This is a genomic window from Nocardia sp. NPDC058705 (genome assembly GCF_042749305.1).
Classification (GTDB): domain Bacteria; phylum Actinomycetota; class Actinomycetes; order Mycobacteriales; family Mycobacteriaceae; genus Nocardia.
In genome coordinates this window covers 83,286-107,204 of the sequence record NZ_JBHYRN010000014.1, presented here as the reverse complement: position 1 = coordinate 107,204, position 23,919 = coordinate 83,286, and the positions used below count along the sequence as shown (strand labels likewise).

Below are 23,919 nucleotides of genomic sequence, written 5' to 3'. Positions count from 1 at the left end.
AAGCCGTCCGAGGGGCCAGTTTTGTCGCCGGAAGTCAACGAGCAAGTCCGTGGTGTGCCACCACGGCAGGTCGCGTCGAGCGTCCGCTCGTTCCTCGAGAACGGCAGCGACAAGCAGCTGCTGGCCGCCCACATCCGCGGCGAACCGTACGCCTTCGCCGAACTGCTGCGCAGGCACTCCGACCATCTCTGGCAGACCGCGCTGCGCACCTCCTACAACCGCGAGGACGCCGCCGACTGCCTGCAGGACGCGCTGTTCTCGGCGCACCGCACGGCAGAGACGTTCCGCGCCGAATCCGAGGTTCGCAGCTGGCTGCACGCGATCGTGGTCAACGCCTGCCTCGACCGGATCCGGCGCAACAAGACCCGCCGCGCCATCTCGATCCTGCCCGACAACATGCCGGAGGCGATCGACCCGCACGATGCCTTCGCCCATTACGAACTGTCGACAGTCGTGGCCGAGGCGTTGTTCACCCTCCCTGACGAACAGCGATTAGCCCTGGTCATGACCGAGATGGAGGGTCGTAGCGTCGCCGAAGCCGCCGCTGCGCTCGGCGTGGCGCCCGGCACGATCAAGAGCCGATGCGCCCGAGCGCGCGTACGTTTGCAAGAACGTTTGGAATTTTTCCGGGATCCAGGGAACCGGATGTAGTCGGGATGCGTCATTAACAGTGACGAGCAAGTCAGCGATGTAAATCCTGCGATCCGATATCGACAGAACAGGGGAGGTGCGAGGGTGTCTCGATCCGTACCGCAGCCTCCGTTCCCGTCGGAACTGCTGGCCGATCTGCATGCCGACAATCTCGCGCCCGAACTGCGCGAGCAACTGTGGCCCATGGTCCGCACCGACGTAGACGCGCTGCACTACCTGAACAAGCTCGACGAGGTGAACACCCACCTCCGCACGCTCGCCACCGACGAGCGGGTCATGCACCGCATGCCCGATGACGTGGCCGACCGCATGTTCCGTTTCGTCGCCGACCTCGACGCGGGGGAGGGGCCCACCGAACGCATCACACCGTTGCGCTCGATCCCCGCTGTGGACGACGACGGTCCGACCGAACGCATCACGCCCCCGATCCCGCTGGACCGCTACCGATCCCGGCGCCGCATGGGCCTACTCGCCGCCGCGGTCGCGGCGGTGGCTGTCCTGGCGAGCGCCGGTGTGGTGTTCAGTACCTTCGACACCACCGAGGGCACCCCCACCGCGGCACCGCCCACCGAACCGGCCGCAGCCGACGAGTTGACCACCGCGGCCGCGCTACGGGCACTTGGCAAACGTGACGTGGTCGGCCCCTTGGCCGACGACGCCGCACTCACCCGCTGTGTGCAGGCCAACGGCATCGACCGCGCGGTCCTCGGCGCGACGAGCATCACCTTCCGCGGGGGTGACGCAGTCCTGGTCCTCGTCCAGGGGGCCGAAGCGCCGACGATCACCGCGCTGGTCGTCGGCGCGGGTTGCACCACCGGCACCCCCGAACAACTCACCCTTCGCAACATCGGCTGAGGGGTCGGCCGCAGAACGTGCACCGGGAACAACACCGTTTAGGCTGTTGTTGACCGACACGTCCCCAGATTGCTTTTTCGGAAGGGCCCCATGACCACGCCAGTACGCGACCTGATCATCGTCGGCTCAGGACCCGCCGGCTACACGGCGGCCGTCTACGCCGCCCGCGCGGAGCTGAAGCCGCTGGTCTTCGAGGGCACCCAGTTCGGTGGCGCCCTGATGACCACGACCGAGGTGGAGAACTTCCCCGGTTTCCGCGACGGCATCATGGGCCCCGATCTCATGGAGCAGATGCGCGACCAGGCCAAGCGTTTCGGCGCCGAGCTGCGCACCGAGGACGTCGACGCGATCGACCTGTCCGGTCCCGTGAAGACGGTCACCGTGGGTGACGAGACCTTCTCCGCCTACGCCGTGATCCTCGCGATGGGTTCGGCCGCGCGCTACCTGAACGTGCCGGGCGAGCAGGACCTGCTCGGCCGCGGCGTGAGCGCCTGCGCCACCTGCGACGGCTTCTTCTTCAAGGGCCAGGACATCGTCGTGGTCGGCGGCGGCGACTCCGCCATGGAGGAAGCGACCTTCCTCACCAAGTTCGCCGCGAGCGTCACCATCGTGCACCGCCGCGAGGAGTTCCGTGCCTCGCGAATCATGTTGGAGCGCGCCAAGTCCAACGAGAAGATCAAGTTCCGGCTCAACGCCGAGGTGATCAAGGTCAACGGTGACAAGAGCGTCACCAGCCTCACCCTGCGCGACACCCGCACCGGCGAGGAGTCCGAGCTCGATGCCACCGGGCTGTTCGTCGCCGTCGGCCACGATCCCCGCAGCGAACTCGTCAAGGGCCAGGTCGCTCTCGACGGCGAAGGCTATGTGCTGGTGACCGATCCGGGCACCGCCACCGACGTGGCAGGCGTGTTCGCCGTCGGCGACCTCGTCGACCACACCTACCGCCAGGCGATCACCGCAGCGGGCACCGGCTGCCGCGCCGCGATCGACGCCGAACGCTGGCTCGCCGAACAGGGCGACATCACCGCCAACACGCTCGACCACGCCGACGGCCCGGCCGCGGTCCCCACCAACTGAAAAACTGGAGAAACCATGAGCGCCAACACCATCACCGTCACCGACCAGTCCTTCGCCGATGACGTCCTGCTCAGCGAGAAGCCGGTGCTCGTCGACTTCTGGGCCGACTGGTGCGGCCCGTGCAAGATGGTCGCCCCCGTGCTGGAGGAGATCGCGGGCAGCCACGCCGACAAGCTGACCGTGGCCAAGCTCGACACCGAAGCCAACCCCGGCACCGCGCGTGACTACCAGATCCTGTCGCTGCCCACGATGATCTTGTTCCAGGGCGGCAAGCCGGTGAAGCAGATCGTCGGAGCCAAGGGCAAGGCGGCGCTGCTGCGCGAACTCGACGGCCTCATCTAGCACAGCGCATCCGATAAAGACGCCTCCGACCGGCCGACGCGCCGTAGGATGCCTGGACCCGGGATTCCCGCAAAGCGGCCCGGATCTGAGACAATCGACGCCTAGCTCCGGCCGAAGGAAAGGGCTCTCACGCATGCACCGACTTCGTCACGGCGATTCAGGACCAGCCGTCGCAGAGGTTCGGAGCACCCTCGCAAGCCTCGGTTTCCTGCATCTCCCGCACGTCGAATCCACCGACGGACCCGAGTACTGGAAAGACACCGAGGCGGTGTTCGATCGGCCCCTCGATTCGGCGATCCGCGCGTTCCAGCAGCAGCGCGGACTGCTCGTCGACGGGGTGGTCGGTCCGGCCACCTATCGCGCGCTGAAGGAAGCCTCCTACCGCCTGGGTGCTCGCACGTTGATCTACCAATTGTCGGCGCCGCTCTACGGTGACGACGTGGCCACCCTGCAGCGCAAGCTGCAGGACCTCGGCTTCTATGTGTACCGGGTGGACGGGCATTTCGGCCCGCACACCCACGAGGGACTCAGCGCGTTCCAGCGTGAGATCGGCCTGTCCGCCGACGGTATCTGCGGGCCCGACACGCTGCGCTCGCTGGATCTGCTCGGCGCGCGTGTCACCGGCGGCAACCCGCACCGCATCGCCGAGGAAGAGGTGGTGCACCGGGCGGGCCCGCAGCTCACCGGCAAGCGGATCGTGATCGATCCCGGATTCGGCGGCACCGACAAGGGTTTCGCGGTGCCCACCGAATTCGGCGACGTGTACGAGTCGGAGATCCTGTGGGATCTGGCGTCGCGACTCGAGGGCCGGATGGCCGCGACCGGGATGGAAACCTTCCTGTCCCGGCCGTGGGGCGCCAACCCCAGCGATGTCGAGCGCGCCGAAACCTCCAACGCCTTCGACGCCGATCTGATGATCTCGCTGCGCTGCGCGACCAGTGACAACCCGTCCGCCAAGGGCGTGGCCGGTTTCTACTGGGGCAACTCGCACGGCTCGGTCTCGATGATCGGTCAGGTGCTGGCCGGCTTCATCCAGCGCGAAGTGGTGGCGCGAACCTCGGTGCAGGACTGCCGGACCCACCAGCGCACCTGGGACCTGCTGCGCCTGACCAAGATGCCGACCGTCCAGGTGGACCTCGGCTACCTCACCAACGACTACGACGCCTCGGTGCTCACCAACCCGCGCATGCGCGACGTGATCGCCGAAGCGATTCTCATCTCGGTGAAGCGGCTGTATCTGCTCGGCCAGGACGACCAGCCCACCGGCACCTACACGTTCGCCGAACTGCTCGCCGAAGAACTGGCGGCGGCGGACGCGGGCAACGCTTAGTTCCCTTCCTACGAGAACGGCCCCGCGATCTTCTCGCGGGGCCGTTCTCGTTGTCTCGGGTCAGTGCGCGCCGACGCGCGATGGTGGTTCCATCGAGGCGGCGGCGAGGAGTTGGTCGAGCGCGCGCTCGACGTCTTCCTTCCAGCCGTGATCGGAGTCGAGTTCCAGCCGCAGGCGGGGGAAGCGGTGGTGCGGGGCCACCACTTCGAAACCGACCTCGGCGAGGAAATCGGCGTCGATCATGCAGGTTTCGGGACTGCACCGGGTATCCGACGACGGGTCGCGCAGCGGCGCCGCGATCCGTTCCATCAACCGCATCGACGAGCCGAACCCGCGATCGGCTACCGAACTCGACGGGGGACCGTTGCGAATCCCGAATGCCTCCAACGCCCGCACGCCACGACGCACCAGATCGCCCACCACGGCCTGAACCAGGTGGTGGGCTACATCGGCCTCGTCGTAGGGGAATTCGGCCTGCAGCGTGGTCAGCAGGACCGCGTCCGGGCTCACGGGGGAGGTGGGGAACAACGAGGACCGCGGCACCGCACTCGGGGGCGAGTACAGCGCGCAGCCCGCGAGGTTGTTGTCCACGTGGGCGACCTGCCCGCACGAACCCCATTCGAGCATCACCGTCGAGAGCCAGGCTTCCTTCTCGAAGACCGGATCGCTGAAGGCGTGCGAGTCGGCGGCGACGGCCGGGTCCAGCTCCCAGAACACACACCGCCGGGTGTGCGCCGGGAGCTGACCGAGCCCGTCGAGAGTCAAAGCCGTGACGCTGGTCGGCACCGCCCTGTTCAGCCTCCAGCTGTCGGATTCATCCACGCTCACGCCACATCACTATTCACAGTACGGTGCCGCCTCTTTCAGTCACAGTGACGTTTCGGGGCCGACTTGCTCCATCAGCGCCACGATGCGCTCGAGATCTTCGACGGACCCGAACTCGACAACGATCTTGCCCTTGTTCTTTCCGAGACTGACCGTGACGCGAGTGTCGTAGGAACCCGACAGCCGCTCGGCCACATCCTGCAGACCCGGCATATGGATCGGCTTGCGCTTGGGTGCCGGGGGAGCCTTGGCGGGGTTGCGGTTCGCGAGCTGCACCGCCTCCTCGGTGGACCGCACCGACATGCCCTCGCGAACGATCCGCGCCGCCAGTTCTTCCTGTGCGTCCGCGCCTGCGTCCAAGCCGAGCAGCGCCCTGGCGTGTCCGGCCGAGAGCACCCCGGCGGCCACCCGACGCTGCACGGGAATCGGCAGCTTCAGCAGACGAATCATATTCGTCACCACCGGCCGGGAGCGACCGATTCGCGAAGCCAGTTCCTCGTGGGTGACGTCGAATTCCTCGAGCAGCTGCTGATAGGCCGCCGCCTCTTCGAGGGGGTTCAGCTGCACGCGATGGATATTCTCCAGCAACGCGTCGCGCAGCATCGAGCCGTCGTCGGTGTCGCGGATGATCGCCGGGATCTTCGCGAGTCCGGCCTCCTGGCACGCGCGCCACCGGCGCTCGCCCATGACCAACTGGAACTTGTCCACGCCCGGTTCCACACGACGCACGACGATCGGCTGCATGAGCCCGAACTCGCGAATCGAGTGGACCAGCTCGGCCAGTGCTTCTTCTTCGAAGACCTGACGCGGCTGCTTCGGGTTCGGTTCGATCTGGTCGGCCGGGATCTCTCGGTACACCGCGCCGCCAGGGGAGACCAGATCGGCTTCTGCTTCAGCCGGTGTTTCGGGCTCTGACTCGGCGTCCGGAACCCGGTGCAGGAACGCCTCGGCCGGTTGCGGACCGATGGGATTGATCCCGATCACACTGGCGGCGGCACTGCTCAGACCCGGCGCCACGGCCGGACCCGTCGGGATCAATGCGGCCAACCCGCGACCGAGACCGCCCTTTTTCGCCTGACTCATCGGCTACCGATCCCTTCCTCGTTCCAACTCACGCTACGACGCGTCTTGCTTCAACTGCGCACGACTGGCCAGCTCGCGTCCCGCGTCCATGTAGCTCATCGCACCGCGCGAGCCTGGATCGTAATCGAGCACGGTCATCCCGTAACCCGGCGCCTCCGAGACCTTCACGCTGCGCGGGATCATCGACTTGAGGACCACATCGCCGAAGTGATTGCGCACCTCCTCGGCCACCTGGTCGGCCAGCTTGGTGCGGCCGTCGTACATCGTCAGCAGGACGGTCGACACGTGCAGTTCCGGGTTCAGGTGCGCCTGCACCAGCCCGATATTGCGCAGCAGCTGACCCACGCCCTCCAGCGCGTAGTACTCGCACTGGATCGGGATCAGCACCTCCTTGGCCGCCACGAGCGCGTTCACCGTGAGCAGACCGAGCGAGGGCGGGCAGTCGATCAACACGTAATCGATGTCGAACCCCGCCATGCCCGCCTCGCGGATGGCGGTCTTCAACCGCCCTTCGCGGGCGACCATCGAGACCAGTTCGATCTCCGCGCCGGCCAGGTCGATCGTGGCCGGGACGCACAGCAGGCGCTCGCTGTGCGGGCTCACCTGGATCGCGTCCTTGACTGTCACTTCACCGATCAGCAGTTCGTAGCTGGACGGCACGCCCGAATTGTGGGCGACGCCCAGCGCCGTACTCGCGTTCCCCTGCGGATCAAGATCGACCACAAGGACTGTCATTCCCTGGTGCGCGAGCGCCGCAGCAAGATTGACAGTCGTAGTCGTCTTACCGACGCCGCCCTTCTGGTTGGCGATCGTGATGATCCGTTGCTCAGAGGGTTTCGGCACAGTGACCTTTCCTGGATGCAGAATCTGGCTGGCGCGTTGCGCTTCCGCCGCGATCGGGGTCTCGGCCGGGGAGATATTCCCGAAAGGAGTGTTCCCGAACGTCTCCGCGTCGAAGCTGCTGGAATCCAGCATCCCCGGGACCCGCGACGTTGTTTCCCGTGAAACATTCGCCGGACCGCTCGACATAGATTGCTCCTAACCCGAGAAACTTCAGATCACGTGCCCCCGACGAGCGTCGGCGCCGTGTCGTCACAAACAAACTGTGTCGGTGGAGAACTCGAAGATTCGAGGAGGGTATTTTCCTCACTCCCGCCCGACTCTGAACAGCTTGCCAGCCCCGGCTCGCTTAGGAAAGCTGAATCGCGGGCGCGCCCGGGGAGACACGCCCAATAGTCTCGAATTAACTTCCCGCACGGATGTTTCACGGGAAACAGCCGCCACGAATCCACCCGATCGCCATGGACGAACCCGGTCCCACGTTCCACGTGAAACACTCATTCACCGCAAACGCGAGACCCCGCCGCACCTATCTAAAAATGGCCCGAGCCGGCCCCATGCAACTACCCTCGACGTGATTCGTCACGTTACGAAACGCATAGATCAGGATTCGCGACGCTTTCGCGCCTTCTTCTCGACTCCGGCCGCTTTGCGCTCACTCCGACGAGTCGGACGCTCGGCGCGGGGGAGGAGTTCGGCGCTGATGACGAGCGTCGGGATTTCCACGATGCCGGCACCGCAGCCGACGACACGAAGATCGGTGGCGCCGTCGCGAATCAGCTCGGCCCCGTCGCGCTCGAGTTCTTCGGCGGCGCTGGTTCCCTTGAGTGCGAGCATCCGGCCGTGGTCTCGCAACAGGGGGAGCGACCAGTGGGCAAGCTTGGCAAGGGGGGCGACCGCGCGGGACGTCACCACATCCGCACCGCCCGCTTCCTTGATGACCCCGGACTGCTCGGCGCGGCCGCGGACCACGGTGATGTCCAGTCCGGTCTCTTCGATGAATTCGCTGAGGAAAATCGTACGGCGCAGCAACGGTTCCACGAGCGTGATGCGAAGGTCCGGGCGTGCGATGGCGAGGGGGATTCCGGGAAGTCCCGCGCCGCTGCCGATGTCGACGACCGAGGCACCCTCATCGATCAGCTCGCCGATGACAGCGCAGTTGAGAATGTGACGCTCCCACAACCGGGGGACTTCGCGAGGGCCGATGAGCCCACGCTCCACGCCGGCCGTCGCCAGCGCCGCGCAGTAGCGCCGGGCAATGTCCAAGCGGTCGCCGAACACACGGGCAGCGGCGGCGGGCGGTTCCAGCTCGTCGGACGGTGCACCCAGTTCTCGTTCCACGTGAAACATCCTTCTCCGTTGAGGGCAATGAAAAAGCCCCCGGTCCGAGACCGGAGGCCTAATCACTAGTTCGTGGTTACGGCGGAAGTCAGCCTACTCGGGCACAACCACCACGTGACGATTCGGCTCGACGCCTTCGCTCTCGCTCGCCACACCGTCGATATCGGCAACGGCGTCGTGCACGATCTTGCGCTCGAACGGAGTCATCGCGGACAGCGCCTCGGGCACACCCGACTCGAGCACCCGCTTCGCGGCGGCGACACCGATCTCGCTCAGGTCGGTCCGGCGCTGCGCGCGCCAGCCGGCCACATCGAGCATCAGCCGACTGCGCACGCCGGTCGCCTGCTGCACGGCCAGCCGGGTCAGCTCCTGCAGCGCGTCGAGCACTTCACCGTTGCGCCCCACGAGCTTGGTCAGATCACGGCCGCCGTCGATACTCACGATGGCGCGATCGCCTTCGACATCGAGGTCGATATCGCCGTCGAAGTCGAGCACATCGAGTAGCTGCTCGAGGTAGTCGCCCGCGATCTCGCCCTCTTCGATCAACGCTTCTTCGGCGTCGTTCACGACGTCAACAGCAGTCGTCGCCACAGTGGCGTCCCCTCCGTCGGTCTCGGTCTCAACAGTCATTGGATTCCCTCTATCCGATCGCGTCTCAGCGCTTACGCTTCTGGTTCGCACGGCCACGGTTACCGGGCCGCTGCTGGCCGCCGGGCTTGCGTTTGCCGCCGCCCTGCTTGTTGGCCGACTGCTTGGGAGTGCCGTTGGTCGACCCAGTGCCGTTGGCCGACGCAGTGCCGTTAGTCGACGCCTGATCCTCGGCGGGCGCGTCCTGCACTCGCTTGCGGATGTCGACCGGCTTGGCTCCGGGCTTGGGTGCGTTCTGCGCCCGCTGCTCGAGCTTCTTCTGCTTGCGCTCTTCGTCTTCCTTTTCCATCCGGCCGAACACCAGGTGCTGCTGTCCGTAGGTCCAGATGTTGTTGGCCACCCAGTAGATCAGGATGCCGATCATCAGGAAGGGGCCACCGACCATCACGCCGAGCGGGAAGACCCACAGCGACAGCTTGTTCATGATCGCGGCCTGCGGGTTGGCGGCGGCTTCCGGCGTCTGGCGCTGGACGGACGCGCGCGCGTTGAAGTGGGTCGCCAGGCCGGCGATGATCATCAGCGGAACCGCGACCATCGCGATGTTCAACTTGGTCGGCGTACCGCCCCAGTCGGCGAAGGCCTGCATCTCGCTGGTCGGTGCGGTGATGAACGAAGCGATCGGCGCACCGAAGATGCGGGCGCTCAGGAACGACTGAACATCGGCCACACCGAAGATGTAGTTCGGGGTATGCGCGTTGTCGTAGGCGCTCATGCCCAGCTGACCCCACCCGTGACCGGTGCGGTTGAACGAGCGGAGCACATGGAACAGGCCGAGGAAGACCGGCACCTGCACCAGCACGGGGAGACAGCCCATGAGCGGGTTGAAGCCGTGTTCCTTCTGCAGCTTCTGCATCTCCCGCGCCATGGTCTCGCGGTCGTTCTTGTACTTCTTCTGCAGCTCCTTGATCTGGGGCTGCAGCTCTTGCATCTGCTTGGTGGTGCGGACCTGCTTCACGAACGGCTTGTACAGCACCAGCCGCAGGGTGAAGACCAGGAACACCACGGCGAGGCTCCAGGTGAGCCCGCTGTCCGGGCCGAACACAAAGCCGAAGGCCTTGTGCCAGAACCACAGAATTGCGGATACCGGCCAATAGATGATGTCGAGCACGGCTCTAGGTACTCCCGTCGTTCGTATCGCCGATCAGCACGGGCGATGACTTTGTGCAGGCTTTCGACCCGCGCTCAGGCACGGGATCCCACCCTCCAGGGTGCCAGGGCGCGCATTTCGCGAGCCGCACGACCGTGAGTGCCGATCCGACGACCAACCCGCGGGTACGCAAGGCAGTCACCGCGTACTCACTGCAGGTGGGGGTGAACCGGCAGATCGGCATCCGGGTGGGGGAGACATAGGTCCGATAGAGCTCGATCAACCAGATCAGAGCTGTCGCGGGTAGGCGGAGCAGGGTCCTCATCGCCGTTCACCGGCCGGGGTGCGACCGAGCGCGAGCTCCGGTTCTGCACGCAAGCCGAGCTTGCGTAGACCGGCGCGTAGCTGGCGCAACAACTCGGCGGAATCGGCGGTCGCGGAGCCGGGCAATGCCCGGATCACGACATCGGTGCCGACTGGTAGTTCGTCGACCACCTGGGCACAGATATGACGCAGGCGGCGGGCCACCCGGTGGCGAACCACCGCGTTTCCCACCGCCTTGCTGACAATCAGTCCGAACCGAGGTCCGCCTACGCGGACCGGTGAATCGGCGTCGGCGACATCGTCGTACGTGTGCGTGAGCGCATGTACGACGAAATCTCGCCTCCCGATTCGCTGACCGCGGCGCACCGTGCGGGAGAATTCGGCACGGTGGTGCAACCGATACGGCTCAGGCAACACCCGAGCGTCCGACTACGCGCGATCAGGCAGTCAGTTCGGTACGGCCCTTACGGCGACGCGCCGCAACGATGGCGCGACCCGCACGGGTACGCATCCGGAGACGGAAGCCGTGGACGCGCGCCCGACGACGGTTGTTCGGCTGGAACGTCCGCTTGCCCTTGGCCACGGTCAACACTCCTGTAGTAGGTGGGCACCATTGAAGCGCCCGAAGTCTGTACAAATGATTTGTCTGCGCTGCGGACCGCGGTCTACGCACAGATTGCCTTGGCGATCGGTGTGCAGCAGACAGCCGCCAACCGCGCCAAGGGGTGACTGTACGAGGGTACTTACCTCGAACGAACGGGTCAAACTCGGCCCCCACGTACCTGTCACCGGCACGATGTCCAGGCTACCGGACGCCCGCACCGACCCAGGAACCGACCCGACCAGCGACGACACGCCCGGGCTGCAGTGACGCAAGCGGCGACTTTTCGTGAGTTCTTCCACAGCTCTGGCTTTGCAGGCCGCGGCCCGCTAGCCTCTGTAGCCGGGGGATTGCTGAAGAACCGCAGGTCCAGCCCCGTTCACCGCCACACGCTGGCGGAATTCCTTTATCCCCAGGTTTGTCCACATCTGTGGATAATTGTGTGGATAGACGGCCTCAGTGGCATATTCGTAGGGCCGACGGTGCCCGCGCCGCAGTTCGGATCGACCGGACTTCACGGTGTTCGAACCGGCTCCGGTTGTACGCGCAGATCACTGGATTTCGCAGGGTTCACCGAATTTCGCCTGGTCACAGGTGTGATCCGGCACGCGCGAAGGCCGTGGGAGCCCACAAACCGCATCCGGGGAGGACGCTGCATGGACGACGAGCAGAACGTGCTGGCCACAGTGTGGCCGGAGGTGGTTGCCGAGCTCACCACCGGCTCTGCCGACGGCGCCATTCCCGCGGTGAGTCGCGCGCAGCAGGCCTGGTTGAAGCTGGTGAAGCCGCTCACCGTGGCGCAGGGTTTCGCGTTGCTGTCGGTTCCTTCGTCGCTGGCACAGGAGGCGATCGAGCGCGATCTGCGCGAGCCGATCCTGCGATCGCTCGGCCGGCGGCTGGGTCCCCAAGTGGAAGGACTCGGGGTGCGGATCGCCGCGCCGAGCCCGGCCGCGGGGGAGCGGGCCGGTAGTTCGCCTCGGCACGCCAGGATGACGAGCAGGCCGGAGCGTCCGCGTGAGCAGGTGCGCCCGCCCGCCGGTTATCCCGGGCCCGATTTCAGTGTTCCCGATTACGCGGCGCGCGGTGAGTACGGCGGCCCGCGGTACGGCCAGCAGGACTATCCCGTCCAGGGTGGCGAGTACGGCAACGACTATCAGCCCAACGGTGAGTATCCGAACAGCTACGGCGGTCGGGAGTACCCCGGGCAGTCGGGCGAATACGGCGAGCGCAACGACTATTCCGGGCACCGCGAGTACCCGGCCGAATCCGAGTACCAGCAGCAACCCGAGTACAAGCAGGCACCGGCGGAGTTCAACCAGCCCACCGAGTACAAGCAGGCTCCCGCCGAGTACGGCCAGCAGTCGGAGTATCAGCAGGCGCCGTCGGAATACGGCCAGCAACCCGAGTTCAAGCAGCCGCAGTCCGAGTACGGCCAGCCACCGGAGTACGGGCAGCAGCCCGACTACAAGCAGCCCGACTACAAGCAGGCACCGGCCGAGTACCAGGGTGAGCGCAACGAGTTCCCCGGTACCGATTTCGAGCCGACCGCGGTGTACCCGGTGTCGGACTACTCCGGTGGCGAGTTCGGCGGCCGCGGTGAGTTCCGTGGCGCGCGCCCGGACCAGCGCGTCCCCGAGACCGCCCAGCCGACCCGCCGTGACCAGCAGGCTTCGCCGCGCCGCGAGCACTCCAGTCAGGAGTCGCTGTTCACCCCCGAGCCGCAGCGTGCCCCGAATCGGGGCAGGCCCGCTGAGGAGCCCGCCGCCGCGCGTGCCGAGGAGCCGAGCGCCGAGGGCCAGGACAAGCCGTTCCCCGGTCAGCCCGGTGCGCAGCCGGTCGACGACGAGCCGGTGGTCAGCAATCGCAACAACTGGCCGACGTATTTCAACAAGTCGCCCGAGGCCCCGCCGCAGTCGTCCTCGTCGGCCAGCCTCAACGCCAAGTACACGTTCGAGACGTTCGTCATCGGCGCGTCCAACCGGTTCGCGCACGCCGCCGCGGTCGCTATCGCGGAGGCGCCTGCGCGTGCCTACAACCCGCTGTTCGTCTGGGGCGCTTCGGGATTGGGCAAAACCCACCTGTTGCACGCGGCCGGTCACTACGCGCAGCGACTGTTCCCCGGCATGCGGGTGAAGTACGTCTCCACCGAGGAATTCACCAACGACTTCATCAACAGCCTGCGCGACGACCGCAAGGTGGCGTTCAAGCGCCGCTACCGCGAGACCGACATTCTGCTGGTGGACGACATCCAGTTCATCGAGGGCAAGGAAGGCATCCAGGAGGAGTTCTTCCACACCTTCAACACCCTGCACAACGCGAACAAGCAGATCGTGGTGTCCTCGGATCGCCCGCCCAAGCAGCTGGCCACCCTGGAGGAACGGCTGCGGACCCGCTTCGAGTGGGGCCTGATCACCGATGTGCAGCCGCCCGAGCTCGAGACCCGCATCGCCATCCTGCGCAAGAAGGCGCGCATGGACCGCCTGGACGTGCCGCACGACGTGCTGGAACTGATCGCGAGCCGGGTGGAGCGCAATATCCGCGAGCTCGAGGGCGCGCTCATCCGGGTGACGGCGTTCGCCTCGCTCAACGGTCAGCCCCTTGATCTCTCGCTGGCCGAGGTGGTGCTGCGCGATCTCATGCCAGATACCGCGGCGCTCGAGATCAACGCGGCGACGATCATGGCCGTCACCGCCGAGTACTTCAACACCACCCTGGAAGAGCTGACGGGGCCAGGCAAGGCGCGTCCGCTGGCCCAGGCCCGCCAGATCGCCATGTACCTGTGCCGTGAGCTGACCGATCTGTCGCTGCCCAAGATCGGGCAGGCGTTCGGTCGCGACCACACCACGGTGATGTACGCGGAGAAAAAGGTGCGCAAGGAGATGACCGAGCGCCGTCGCGTGTACGACCAGGTCCAGGAACTCACAGCCCGAATTAAACAGCGCTCCCGCTGATTTCATCCACACCCGGAACACCGCCCTGAGCTGGGGCGGTGTTCTTTTTTGTCCTGTGGATTCCTCGAGGAATTCCTGTGGATTCCCCAACCCTGTCAACAGGTCGGTGCACAGGGTGTTGGGCGAGGGTGTGCAGCGTTCATGCACAGGCAGTTGTCCACATCATCCACAGGACGCTTCGCTAACACCTGTGCACTAGCGTTGACCTGCGGCATCGCCGAATCGGGCCTGGGGATTCCTCGAGGAGTCCCTGTGGAGTCCTCGAGGAATCCCCACCGTTGTCACCAGGCAGGCTCGACGTGTGAACAACTGGGTGAATCCGGTGGAACAACTCGAGGACAACTCGAGGATGGAATGGGGACAACTTCGTCGCTCCACAGCCGCCGCAGATTCATCCTCGAGTCACCCCAAGGTCATCCCCATGCCACCAGGTGCTCTGACCTGCGGATACGGCCGAAATCCACAGATTCCACAGTGCCTACTACTACTTCAGTTCTCCTTCTAGAGAGAATTCTTTTAAAACAGGCTGTGTGGAAACTCGGTTGGGGACGCTCGAGTCGGGCGGTGGTTCACTCACAGGCAGGCAAGGAGGAGCGGGGTGGATCGACGAGCGCGAAACCGCCGGGAGGGTCGATGCGGAGTTCGCGCATCACACGGGTACCGTTTGCTTGTCGGTTGGTTGTGCGAGACTCAGTGCGCGGCCGACACAGCAGATCGACTCCGCTGACACACACACCGCACACGGATTCGAAACTCGGAGAGGACAATCGGGCGATGGAGCTTGCGAACATGAAGTTTCGGGTCGCCCGAGAGGACTTCGCCGAATCGGTGGCCTGGGTGGCGCGCAGTCTCCCGTCCCGGCCTCCCGTGCCTGTTCTGGGCGGTGTCCTGCTGGTGGCCGACGAGAACGGCCTGACGGTTTCCGGGTTCGACTACGAGGTCTCCGCGCAGATGCGCGTCGCGGCCGAGGTCGCCGGTCCCGGTCAGGTGCTGGTCTCGGGTCGTCTGCTCGCCGACATCACCAAGTCGCTGTCGAACAAGCCGGTCGATGTCTCCGTCGACGGCACCCGCGTGCTCATCGCCTGTGGCAGCGCGAAGTTCTCCCTGCCGACCATGCCGGTCGAGGACTATCCCCAGCTGCCCGAGGTACCGCAGCAGACCGGTGAACTCTCCGTCGACGTGTTCGCCGCGGCCGTCGGCCAGGTGGCCGTCGCCGCAGGCCGTGACGACACGCTGCCGATGCTCACCGGCATCAGGGTGGAGATCGAGGGCAACGACGTGGTGCTGGCCGCCACGGACCGTTTCCGCCTCGCTGTGCGCCACCTGCAGTGGAATCCCACCCGCTCCGATATCGAGACCGCGGTGCTCATCCCCGCGCGCACGCTGTCCGAAGCCGCCAAGACCCTAGGTTCCGCCGAGGCGCCCGTGCAGCTGTCGCTGGGCAGCGGTGGCGGCGCAGACGGCCTGCTCGGCATCGTCAACGGTGGTCGGCGCACCACCACCCGACTGCTCGACGCGGAATTCCCCAAATTCCGCCAGTTGCTCCCCAAGGAGCACACCTCTATCGCCACCCTGCCCGTCGCGGTGCTGTCGGAGGCGATCAAGCGCGTTGCCCTGGTGGCCGAGCGTGGCGCCCAGGTGCGACTGGAGTTCTCCACAGACGGCGTACTGCTGTCCGCGGGTGGGGACGACGCGGGACGGGCCGAGGAATGGCTCGAGGCCGATTTCCGCGGCGAACCGCTCACCATCGCGTTCAACCCCGGCTACCTGACCGAGGGTTTGGCCGCGCTGCACACCGACCGGGTCACCTTCGGGTTCACCACCCCCAGCCGTCCGGCCGTGCTGCTGCCCGCCTCCGACGAGGAGCCCAAGGTGCTCGAGTCGGGTGCGTTCGCGGCGCTGGAGAGCCAGTACATCTACCTGTTGATGCCGGTCCGGCTGCCCGGCTGACTCGGCTAAGGCGGCATGTTCATACGTGAGCTGTCGGTCCGTGATTTCCGGTCGTGGGAACGCGCCGACCTAGAGTTGTCCCCAGGGCGCACGGTGCTGTTGGGAGCGAACGGCAACGGTAAGACCAACCTGCTCGAGGCAGTCGGTTACCTCGCTACCCTCGGCTCGCACCGGGTCTCCGCCGACGCGCCGCTGATCCGGATGGGCGCCACCCAGGCCAGGATCGGGGCGACGGTGGTGAACACCGGCCGGGAACTGCGGGTGGATGTCGAGCTCAAAGCGGGCGCCGCCAACCGGGCGCAGATCAATCGTTCGCCGGTGCGACGCTCGCGCGAGATTCTGGGGATTCTGCAGACCGTGTTGTTCGCGCCGGAGGATCTGGCGCTGGTGCGGGGCGATCCGGGGGAGCGGCGCCGGTTCCTCGACGAGTTGTGCACAGCCCGGTTACCCAGGCTCGCCGGCGTGCGCGCGGACTACGACAAGGTGCTGCGGCAACGCTCGGCCCTGTTGAAAACCGCTGGGCGCCAATCACGTTCGCGTGCCGATCTGGGCACCCTCGACGTGTGGGACGGCTACCTCGCCGAACACGCGGCGGTGCTGCTCGCCGAACGGTTACGCCTGGTCGACGACCTGTATCCCCATCTGTCCCAGGCATATCGGTCGATCGCGCCCGAATCACGCCCTGCGGCAATCACTTACCGATCCGGGTACCTCCCGCCGGAACTTCTCGATCCGGCCAGGGCGCCCGAACCCGGTGATCCACAGTTGCTGCACGAGATCATGCTGCGCGAGCTGGCCGCCGCCAGGAACCGGGAGCTCGATCGCGGGGTCTGTCTGGTCGGCCCGCATCGCGACGATCTGGAGTTGCTGCTCGGCAGCGCGCCCGCGAAGGGTTTCGCCAGTCACGGTGAATCCTGGTCGTTCGCCCTCGCACTGCGGCTGGCCTCGTTCGAGCTGTTGCGCGGTGAAGGCTCCGAGCCGGTGCTGTTGCTCGACGACGTGTTCGCCGAACTCGACCGTCGCCGTCGCGCCGCGCTCGCGGAAGTCGCCGCAGGCGCCGAACAGGTGTTGATCACGGCCGCGGTGGCCGAGGACGTGCCCGCGGAACTGGCCGCCGAACCGTTGCGTGTGCACACGACCGGGGAGGCCGACCGGCGAACTTCGCAGATCGTCGCAGAACCGGTCGAACAGACCGAAGATATGCACAGTTAGCGATAGTTATCCCCAGGCCCTGTGGAAAACCGGCAACATGCTGGACATATGCAGCGCGGTTGCTCACCGACCCCGTCAGCGCCCCGGCGTAGACTCCACCCACCCTCGATACCGGAAGGCGGAAACCCGTGTCCGAAGATCCCGCACCGGAGCTGCGCGGCATCGATCTGGCCCGCCGCGCGCTGGAAGAGGCGCGCGCCGCGGCCAAGGCGAGTGGCAAGTCCGTCGGCCAGGGCAGGGCCTCCCCGGTGCGCAAACTGCGGGCCGGCGGCAGGCGCCGCAGCGGATGGTCCGGCTCTGGCCCCGATGCCCGTGATCCTCAGCTGCTCGGGGCGCTCAGCGGCACGCTGGCGAAGAGTCGTGGCTGGTCAGGCAAGGTAGCCGAGGGCACGGTGTTCGGCAGCTGGCCCCGGGTGGTCGGTGAGGACATCGCCTCGCACGCCACTCCGGTGACCCTGGAGAACGGTGTGCTCAAGATCGCCGCCGAGTCCACCGCATGGGCCACGCAGCTGCGCATGTTGCAGGGTCAGATCCTGGCCAAGATCAACGCCGCGGTCGGTCAGGGCGTGGTCACCTCGCTGCGGATCACCGGCCCCGCCGCACCGAGCTGGCGCAAGGGCGACCGCCACATCAAGGGCCGCGGGCCGCGCGACACCTACGGATAGCCGCGCGGTCACCGGGGCGAGATCCGTTGCGCCCGCGCCGCTCTCAACCCCGAAATTGTGGACATGTACACAGGGCCTGTGGATAACTTCGAAGGCGATAACTGATCCCGTAAGTACCTGGGTAACTCACCAGGAACGGGCCAACCGAACCACCATCAGAAGTCTGGCCGCCAACACAGATCTCCCCGCCCCTAAATCTGGCCTTAGAGGCACGGAGAGGCGGAAATGCCGGAAGACTCCCGCGTTTCCGTGATTTCTCGCATTACCGGGGAAGCCAGGGGTGTCGTAGGTGCACTGTAAGTTGGGCTTACCAGTAGGATGGTGACGTAACCAGCGGCGAACCTTCGGCGCGTGCTGTGCAGTCCGTGATATCTGATGGCTCTCCTGCGAGCCGTGCGCGTGCTGCCCGGATCGCTGTGCCAGGGATCAGCAAGTAAGGAGAGCTACCGACAAGTGGCTGCCAACGACTCCAACGCATCGGGCAAAGATTCAGGCTACGGTGCCTCTTCCATCACGGTCCTCGAAGGTCTCGAGGCGGTGCGCAAGCGCCCTGGCATGTACATCGGTTCCACCGGTGAACGCGGTCTGCACCACCTCATCTGGGAGGTTGTGGACAACTCGGTCGACGAGGCGATGGCCGGCTACGCCAGCAAGGTCGAGGTGACCCTGCTCGCCGACGGCGGCGTCGAGGTGATCGACGACGGTCGTGGCATCCCGGTCGCGATGCACGCCCAGGGTGTGCCGACGATCGAGGTCGTCATGACCCAGCTGCACGCGGGCGGCAAGTTCGACTCCGACTCCTACGCGGTGTCCGGTGGTCTGCACGGTGTCGGTATCTCGGTGGTGAACGCTCTCTCGACCAAGGTCGAGGTGGAGGTCAACACCGACGGCTACCACTGGAGCCAGACCTACAAGGACGCCAAGCCCGGCAAGCTGGTGCAGGGCGAGCCGACCAAGGCCACCGGCACCACGGTGCGGTTCTGGGCCGATCCGGAGATCTTCGAGACCACGAACTACAACTTCGAAACGGTCGCGCGGCGTCTGCAGGAGATGGCCTTCCTGAACAAGGGCCTCACCATCAAGTTCACCGACGAGCGCGTCGCCGAGGGCGATGTCACCGACGAGGTGGTCAGTGAGGTCGCCGAGGCGCCCAAGGACGCCGAGGTCGTCGCCGCGGAAGCGGTCGAGCACAAGGTGAAGACCCGCACCTATCACTACCCGGGCGGTCTGGTGGACTTCGTCCGCCACATCAACCGCACCAAGTCGGCCATCCACAACTCGGTCGTCGGCTACACCGTGAAGGGCACCGGCCACGAGCTCGAGGTCGCGATGCAGTGGAACTCGGGTTACTCCGAGTCGGTCCACACCTTCGCCAACACGATCAACACCCACGAGGGCGGCACCCACGAAGAGGGTTTCCGCGCGGCGCTCACCACGGTGGTCAACAAGTACGCCAAGGAGAAGAAGCTCCTCAAGGAGAAAGACGGCAACCTCACCGGTGACGACATCCGCGAGGGCCTGGCCGCCATCGTGAGCGTCAAGGTCGGCGAGCCGCAGTTCGAGGGCCAGACCAAGACCAAGCTCGGCAACACCGAGGTGAAGTCGTTCGTGCAGCGTGCCTGCAACGAGCACCTGCAGCACTGGTTCGAGGCCAACCCGGCCGACGCGAAGACCATCGTGCAGAAGGCGGTGTCCTCGGCGCAGGCCCGGATGGCCGCCCGTAAGGCGCGTGAGCTGGTGCGGCGCAAGTCGGCCACCGACCTGGGCGGGCTGCCGGGCAAGCTGGCCGACTGCCGCTCCAAGGATCCGGGCAAGTGCGAGATCTACATCGTCGAGGGTGACTCCGCCGGTGGTTCGGCGAAGTCGGGCCGCGACTCGATGTACCAGGCGATCCTGCCGCTGCGCGGCAAGATCATCAACGTCGAGAAGGCCCGCATCGACCGCGTCCTCAAGAACAACGAGGTCCAGTCGATCATCACCGCGTTCGGCACCGGTATCCACGACGAGTTCGATATCGCCAAGCTGCGCTACAACAAGATCATCCTGATGGCCGACGCCGACGTGGACGGTCAGCACATCGCGACGCTGCTGCTCACGCTGCTGTTCCGCTTCATGCGTCCGCTGGTCGAGCACGGTCACGTGTACCTGGCCCAGCCGCCGCTGTACAAGCTCAAGTGGATGCGTTCCGATCCCGAGTTCGCCTACTCCGACCGTGAGCGCGACGCGCTGGTCGAGGCCGGGCTGGCCGCGGGCAAGAAGATCAACAAGGACGACGGGATCCAGCGCTACAAGGGTCTGGGCGAGATGAACGCCAAGGAGCTGTGGGAAACCACGATGGACCCCGCGGTTCGGGTGCTTCGTCAGGTGACGCTCGACGACGCGGCCGCGGCCGACGAGTTGTTCTCCGTGCTGATGGGCGAGGACGTGGAAGCGCGTCGCAGTTTCATCACCCGCAATGCCAAGGACGTCCGTTTCCTCGATGTGTAAGCGGCGCAGCGCTTTCGGGCGCGCCCGCTCGCATATCGGCCCCTCGAAGGAGATTTGATGACTGAGACCACGCTGCCCCCGTCCGGCGGTGCGGGCGACCGGACCGAACCGGTCGACATCCAGACCGAAATGCAGAACAGCTACATCGACTACGCGATGAGCGTGATCGTGGGCCGCGCGCTGCCCGATGTGCGTGACGGCCTCAAGCCGGTGCACCGGCGCGTGCTCTACGCGATGTACGACAACGGCTACCGCCCCGACCGCGGCTATGTGAAGTCCGCGCGTCCGGTCGCCGAGACCATGGGTAACTACCACCCGCACGGCGACTCGTCGATCTACGACACCCTCGTGCGCATGGCCCAGCCCTGGTCGTTGCGCTATCCGCTGGTCGACGGCCAGGGCAACTTCGGTTCCCGGGGCAACGACGGCGCGGCCGCCATGCGATACACCGAGTGCCGCCTGACGCCGCTCGCGATGGAGATGCTGCGCGATATCGACTCCGAAACGGTCGATTTCGTCCCGAACTACGACGGTCGCTCGCAGGAGCCGACCGTGCTGCCCGCCCGCGTGCCCGCGCTGTTGATGAATGGCTCCAACGGCATCGCGGTCGGCATGGCGACCAACATCCCGCCGCACAACCTCAACGAGCTGGCCGATGCCATCTACTGGGCGTTGGAGAACTACGAGGCCGACGAGGAATCCACCCTCGCCGCCTGCATGGAACGGGTCAAGGGCCCCGACTTCCCGACCCACGGCCTGATCGTGGGCGGCCAGGGCATCCACGACGCCTACACCACCGGCCGCGGTTCCATCCGCATGCGCGGTGTGGTGGAGATCGAGGAAGACGCGCGTGGCCGCACCACGATCGTCATCACCGAGCTGCCCTACCAGGTCAACACCGACAACTTCGTCAACTCCATCGCCGAGCAGGTGAAGGACGCGAAGATCGCGGGTATCTCCGATATCCACGACGAGTCGTCGGACCGTGTGGGCATGCGCATCGTGGTCACGGTCAAGCGTGACGCGGTGGCAAAGGTGGTGCTGAACAACCTCTACAAGCACACCCAGCTGCAGACCAGCTTCGGCGCCAATATGCTCTCGATCGTCGACGGCGTCCCGCGCACCCTGCGTCTCGACCAGATGATTCGCTACTACGTGAATCACCAGCTCGAGGTCATCGTGCGGCGCACCCGCTACCTGCTGCGCAAGGCCGAGGAGCGGGCCCACATCCTGCGCGGCCTGGTCAAGGCCCTGGACATGCTCGACGAGGTCATCGCGCTGATCCGGCGCGCGGCCAACACCGACACCGCGCGCACCGGCCTGATGCAGCTGCTCGACATCGACGAGATCCAGTCGACCGCGATTTTGGACATGCAGCTGCGACGCCTGTCGGCGTTGGAGCGGCAGAAGATCGTCGACGATCTGGCCAAGATCGAGATCGAGATCGCCGATTACAAAGACATCCTGGAGAAGCCGGAGCGCCAGCGCGCGATCGTGCGCGACGAGCTGGCCGAGATCGTCGAGAAGTACGGCGACGACCGCCGGACCCGGATCATCGCCGCCGACGGTGACGTCAACGACGAGGATCTGATCGCCCGCGAGGACGTGGTCGTGACGATCACCGAGACCGGCTACGCCAAGCGCACCAAGACCGACCTCTACCGTTCGCAGAAGCGCGGCGGCAAGGGCGTGATGGGCGCGGGCCTCAAGCAGGACGACATCGTCAAGCACTTCTTCATCTCGTCCACGCACGACTGGCTGCTGTTCTTCACCAACAAGGGCCGCGTCTACCGGGTGAAGGCCTACGAGCTGCCCGAGGCGAACCGGACCGCGCGTGGTCAGCACGTGGCCAACCTGCTGGCCTTCCAGCCGGATGAGAAGATCGCCCAGATCATCCAGCTCAAGACCTACGAGGACGCCCCGTACCTGGTGCTCGCGACACGCGCGGGTTTGGTGAAGAAGTCGAAACTCACCGATTTCGACTCCAACCGGTCCGGCGGCATCGTCGCGGTGAACCTGCGCGACGACGACGAATTGGTCGGCGCGGTGCTGTGCTCGTCCGACGATGACCTGCTCCTGGTCTCGGCGAAGGGTCAGTCGATCCGGTTCGCCGCGACCGACGAGGCACTGCGTCCGATGGGTCGCGCCACCTCCGGTGTGCAGGGAATGCGATTCAACACCGACGACGAGCTGCTCTCGCTCAACGTGGTGCGTCTGGGCACATATCTGCTGGTCGCGACCGCAGGCGGGTATGCCAAGCGGACCGCGATCGAGGAGTACACCGCGCAGGGTCGTGGCGGAAAAGGCGTATTGACAATCCAATACGATCCGAAGCGTGGCAGCCTGGTAGGTGCGCTCATCGTCGACGACGAGGACGAGTTGTACGCGATCACTTCCAGTGGTGGCGTCATCCGCACCGCAGCCAAGCAGGTTCGCAAGGCAGGACGCCAGACCAAGGGCGTGCGATTGATGAACCTCGCGGATGGCGATACCTTGCTAGCGATCGCGCGCAACGCCGACGAGCCCGATCCCGATCAGCTCCTCGGCGACGTGGCTTCGGAGTAACACACCAAATAGCGGCGGCAACGAACGGATCTGAGGATTCCATTGACCACACCGAATCAGTCGAACGACGATCGGAACCAGACCAACGGCGTCACCGAGCGGATCGCCACGTCTCCGATCCCGCCGCGACCGATCCAACGCCAGGACGGTCCGGCCGAGGGCGCGGCGCCGGAATCCGGTGCGGCCGGGACAGATTCGTTCGACGGTAAGGGCAGTAAATCCTCGCCCTACCAGGACGGGTGGGCTCAGCTCCCGCAGCGCGAACCGCAGTCGAACCTGTACCGGCCCGGCGAATCGCCGAGTCAGGGACGGCCGGCCTCGGGCAGTAAGCCCGCGGGCGGCGCGTCTTCGGGCGGGCTCAAGGGCAGCGGCGCGTCCAACGCCCGCACCACCGCGGACCTGGCGGCCAAGGCGGCCCGCAAGGAAGCGGCGATGGTGAAGTCCGTCGGTATCGACGGGCCGACCCGCTCCATCGCGCGACCGGAACTGGTCAAGGACATGCCCGACCTGTCCGACGTGCGTCACCCGGCACCCGAGGCACCGGTGGCCCCTCCTGGGCTGCCGATGGCGCCACAGCCGCAGCGTCCCATGGGGCCCAGCGCCCGTGCGGCCGCCGCGGGCACGGTGTCGCCCGCGGTGCCGGTGGCCATCGCGGCCGCCGCGTCGGGTGAACCGCTGCGCGCGACGGTGCAGATCCGCCGGATCGACCCCTGGTCGACCCTGAAGATCACGCTGGTGATCAGTGTGGCGCTGTTCTTCGTGTGGATGCTGGCCGTTGGCCTGCTCTACATCGTGCTGGCCGGGATGGGCGTCTGGGACAACCTGGACAACTCGCTCGGCGAGATGCTCAACCAGGAGGGCAGTTCGGGCAGCCTGATCGATGCGGGCACGGTGTTCGGGTACGCGGGCGTGATCGGCCTGATCAACGTGGTGTTGTTCACCGCGCTGGCCACGGTCGGCGTGTTCATCTACAACCAGTGCTGTGATCTGGTCGGCGGCATCCAGGTAACCCTGGCCGATCCCGACTAGAAGTTCGGTTTTCCGGTGCGGCCGGTCAGTCCAGGAAACTGGGTCTGACCGGCCGT

At 66.0% G+C, this 23,919-nt stretch carries 21 protein-coding genes; 12 read left to right on the top strand and 9 right to left on the bottom strand.

From position 1 onward, the window contains the following. Positions 1 to 54 precede the first annotated feature (54 nt). The 5 genes from sigM to ACFW6D_RS18010 all read left to right on the top strand — a co-directional run bounded on the left by sigM (position 55) and on the right by ACFW6D_RS18010 (position 4,255). Complete coding sequence (gene sigM, locus ACFW6D_RS18030; RefSeq protein WP_379329456.1) at positions 55 to 651, top strand: RNA polymerase sigma factor SigM; 597 nt, start codon at positions 55 to 57, stop codon at positions 649 to 651. A gap of 84 nt (positions 652 to 735) precedes the next feature. Then, entirely contained in the window at positions 736 to 1,506 is a 771-nt protein-coding gene (locus tag ACFW6D_RS18025; protein WP_379329454.1) for a hypothetical protein, read from the top strand. Between the two features lie 90 nt (positions 1,507 to 1,596). Beyond that, positions 1,597 to 2,583: a thioredoxin-disulfide reductase gene (gene trxB / locus ACFW6D_RS18020; protein ID WP_379329452.1), complete on the top strand. Its 987-nt coding sequence runs from the start codon at positions 1,597 to 1,599 to the stop codon at positions 2,581 to 2,583. A 15-nt stretch (positions 2,584 to 2,598) separates the two neighbouring features. Beyond that, a complete protein-coding gene (gene trxA, locus ACFW6D_RS18015; RefSeq protein WP_379237317.1) occupies positions 2,599 to 2,925 on the top strand; it encodes a thioredoxin in 327 nt (108 codons plus the stop codon). A gap of 133 nt (positions 2,926 to 3,058) precedes the next feature. Next, positions 3,059 to 4,255, top strand: a complete 1,197-nt coding sequence (locus ACFW6D_RS18010; protein WP_379329450.1) for an N-acetylmuramoyl-L-alanine amidase — start codon at positions 3,059 to 3,061, stop codon at positions 4,253 to 4,255. A gap of 60 nt (positions 4,256 to 4,315) precedes the next feature. On the opposite strand, the gene ACFW6D_RS18005 is transcribed toward ACFW6D_RS18010, so the two are convergent. The 9 genes from ACFW6D_RS18005 to rpmH form a co-directional block, all read right to left on the bottom strand. Next, the gene (locus ACFW6D_RS18005; protein ID WP_379329561.1) at positions 4,316 to 5,041 is read right to left on the bottom strand and encodes a GNAT family N-acetyltransferase; all 726 of its coding nucleotides are present in this window, start codon (positions 5,039 to 5,041) and stop codon (positions 4,316 to 4,318) included. 81 nt (positions 5,042 to 5,122) lie between these two features. Further along, the gene (locus ACFW6D_RS18000; RefSeq protein ID WP_379329448.1) at positions 5,123 to 6,163 is read right to left on the bottom strand and encodes a ParB/RepB/Spo0J family partition protein; all 1,041 of its coding nucleotides are present in this window, start codon (positions 6,161 to 6,163) and stop codon (positions 5,123 to 5,125) included. Positions 6,164 to 6,196: 33 nt separating this feature from the next. After that, on the bottom strand, positions 6,197 to 7,192 hold the full coding sequence (locus ACFW6D_RS17995; RefSeq protein WP_379329446.1) for a ParA family protein: 996 nt from the start codon (positions 7,190 to 7,192) through the stop codon (positions 6,197 to 6,199). A 414-nt stretch (positions 7,193 to 7,606) separates the two neighbouring features. Further along, a complete protein-coding gene (gene rsmG, locus ACFW6D_RS17990) occupies positions 7,607 to 8,353 on the bottom strand; it encodes a 16S rRNA (guanine(527)-N(7))-methyltransferase RsmG (protein WP_379329444.1) in 747 nt (248 codons plus the stop codon). 84 nt (positions 8,354 to 8,437) lie between these two features. Beyond that, complete coding sequence (locus tag ACFW6D_RS17985; protein WP_379329442.1) at positions 8,438 to 8,974, bottom strand: protein jag; 537 nt, start codon at positions 8,972 to 8,974, stop codon at positions 8,438 to 8,440. 25 nt (positions 8,975 to 8,999) lie between these two features. Then, positions 9,000 to 10,100 carry a membrane protein insertase YidC gene (gene yidC / locus ACFW6D_RS17980; protein ID WP_379329440.1) on the bottom strand — a complete coding sequence of 367 codons (1,101 nt, stop codon included), beginning with the start codon at positions 10,098 to 10,100 and terminating at the stop codon, positions 9,000 to 9,002. A 4-nt stretch (positions 10,101 to 10,104) separates the two neighbouring features. Continuing rightward, entirely contained in the window at positions 10,105 to 10,404 is a 300-nt protein-coding gene (gene yidD, locus ACFW6D_RS17975) for a membrane protein insertion efficiency factor YidD (RefSeq protein ID WP_379329439.1), read from the bottom strand. Then, entirely contained in the window at positions 10,401 to 10,820 is a 420-nt protein-coding gene (gene rnpA, locus ACFW6D_RS17970) for a ribonuclease P protein component (protein WP_379329437.1), read from the bottom strand. The genes yidD and rnpA overlap by 4 nt, the downstream gene beginning before the upstream one ends. A 22-nt stretch (positions 10,821 to 10,842) precedes the next feature. Beyond that, positions 10,843 to 10,986 (bottom strand): 50S ribosomal protein L34, encoded by a 144-nt coding sequence (rpmH, locus tag ACFW6D_RS17965; RefSeq protein ID WP_082843828.1) that lies wholly within the window; start codon positions 10,984 to 10,986, stop codon positions 10,843 to 10,845. Between the two features lie 674 nt (positions 10,987 to 11,660). On the opposite strand from rpmH, the gene dnaA reads away from it, so the two are divergent. From dnaA to ACFW6D_RS17930, 7 genes are all read left to right on the top strand, one after another. Continuing rightward, positions 11,661 to 13,955, top strand: a complete 2,295-nt coding sequence (gene dnaA, locus ACFW6D_RS17960) for a chromosomal replication initiator protein DnaA (protein ID WP_379329435.1) — start codon at positions 11,661 to 11,663, stop codon at positions 13,953 to 13,955. Positions 13,956 to 14,729: 774 nt separating this feature from the next. Continuing rightward, positions 14,730 to 15,905, top strand: coding sequence for a DNA polymerase III subunit beta (gene dnaN, locus ACFW6D_RS17955; RefSeq protein ID WP_379329433.1), 1,176 nt, complete (start codon positions 14,730 to 14,732; stop codon positions 15,903 to 15,905). Positions 15,906 to 15,920: 15 nt separating this feature from the next. Further along, on the top strand, positions 15,921 to 17,117 hold the full coding sequence (gene recF / locus ACFW6D_RS17950) for a DNA replication/repair protein RecF (protein ID WP_379329431.1): 1,197 nt from the start codon (positions 15,921 to 15,923) through the stop codon (positions 17,115 to 17,117). A 128-nt stretch (positions 17,118 to 17,245) separates the two neighbouring features. Next, a complete protein-coding gene (locus ACFW6D_RS17945; protein ID WP_379237338.1) occupies positions 17,246 to 17,782 on the top strand; it encodes a DUF721 family protein in 537 nt (178 codons plus the stop codon). A gap of 453 nt (positions 17,783 to 18,235) precedes the next feature. Continuing rightward, a complete protein-coding gene (gyrB, locus tag ACFW6D_RS17940) occupies positions 18,236 to 20,269 on the top strand; it encodes a DNA topoisomerase (ATP-hydrolyzing) subunit B (protein ID WP_379329429.1) in 2,034 nt (677 codons plus the stop codon). Positions 20,270 to 20,326: 57 nt separating this feature from the next. Further along, positions 20,327 to 22,834 (top strand): DNA gyrase subunit A, encoded by a 2,508-nt coding sequence (gyrA, locus tag ACFW6D_RS17935; RefSeq protein WP_379329427.1) that lies wholly within the window; start codon positions 20,327 to 20,329, stop codon positions 22,832 to 22,834. Between the two features lie 42 nt (positions 22,835 to 22,876). Further along, positions 22,877 to 23,863: a DUF3566 domain-containing protein gene (locus ACFW6D_RS17930; protein WP_379329425.1), complete on the top strand. Its 987-nt coding sequence runs from the start codon at positions 22,877 to 22,879 to the stop codon at positions 23,861 to 23,863. Positions 23,864 to 23,919 lie beyond the last annotated feature (56 nt).

Bases quoted from the DNA above. Each gene is read 5' to 3' on its own strand.
- trxB (WP_379329452.1), top strand. From the start codon at position 1,597: ATGACCACGCCAGTACGCGACCTGATCATCGTCGGCTCAGGACCCGCC.
- trxA (WP_379237317.1), top strand. From the start codon at position 2,599: ATGAGCGCCAACACCATCACCGTCACCGACCAGTCCTTCGCCGATGAC.
- ACFW6D_RS18010 (WP_379329450.1), top strand. From the start codon at position 3,059: ATGCACCGACTTCGTCACGGCGATTCAGGACCAGCCGTCGCAGAGGTT.
- ACFW6D_RS18000 (WP_379329448.1), bottom strand. From the start codon at position 6,163: ATGAGTCAGGCGAAAAAGGGCGGTCTCGGTCGCGGGTTGGCCGCATTG.
- ACFW6D_RS17995 (WP_379329446.1), bottom strand. From the start codon at position 7,192: ATGTCGAGCGGTCCGGCGAATGTTTCACGGGAAACAACGTCGCGGGTC.
- rsmG (WP_379329444.1), bottom strand. From the start codon at position 8,353: ATGTTTCACGTGGAACGAGAACTGGGTGCACCGTCCGACGAGCTGGAA.
- ACFW6D_RS17985 (WP_379329442.1), bottom strand. From the start codon at position 8,974: ATGACTGTTGAGACCGAGACCGACGGAGGGGACGCCACTGTGGCGACG.
- yidD (WP_379329439.1), bottom strand. From the start codon at position 10,404: ATGAGGACCCTGCTCCGCCTACCCGCGACAGCTCTGATCTGGTTGATC.
- dnaA (WP_379329435.1), top strand. From the start codon at position 11,661: ATGGACGACGAGCAGAACGTGCTGGCCACAGTGTGGCCGGAGGTGGTT.
- dnaN (WP_379329433.1), top strand. From the start codon at position 14,730: ATGGAGCTTGCGAACATGAAGTTTCGGGTCGCCCGAGAGGACTTCGCC.
- recF (WP_379329431.1), top strand. From the start codon at position 15,921: ATGTTCATACGTGAGCTGTCGGTCCGTGATTTCCGGTCGTGGGAACGC.
- gyrA (WP_379329427.1), top strand. From the start codon at position 20,327: ATGACTGAGACCACGCTGCCCCCGTCCGGCGGTGCGGGCGACCGGACC.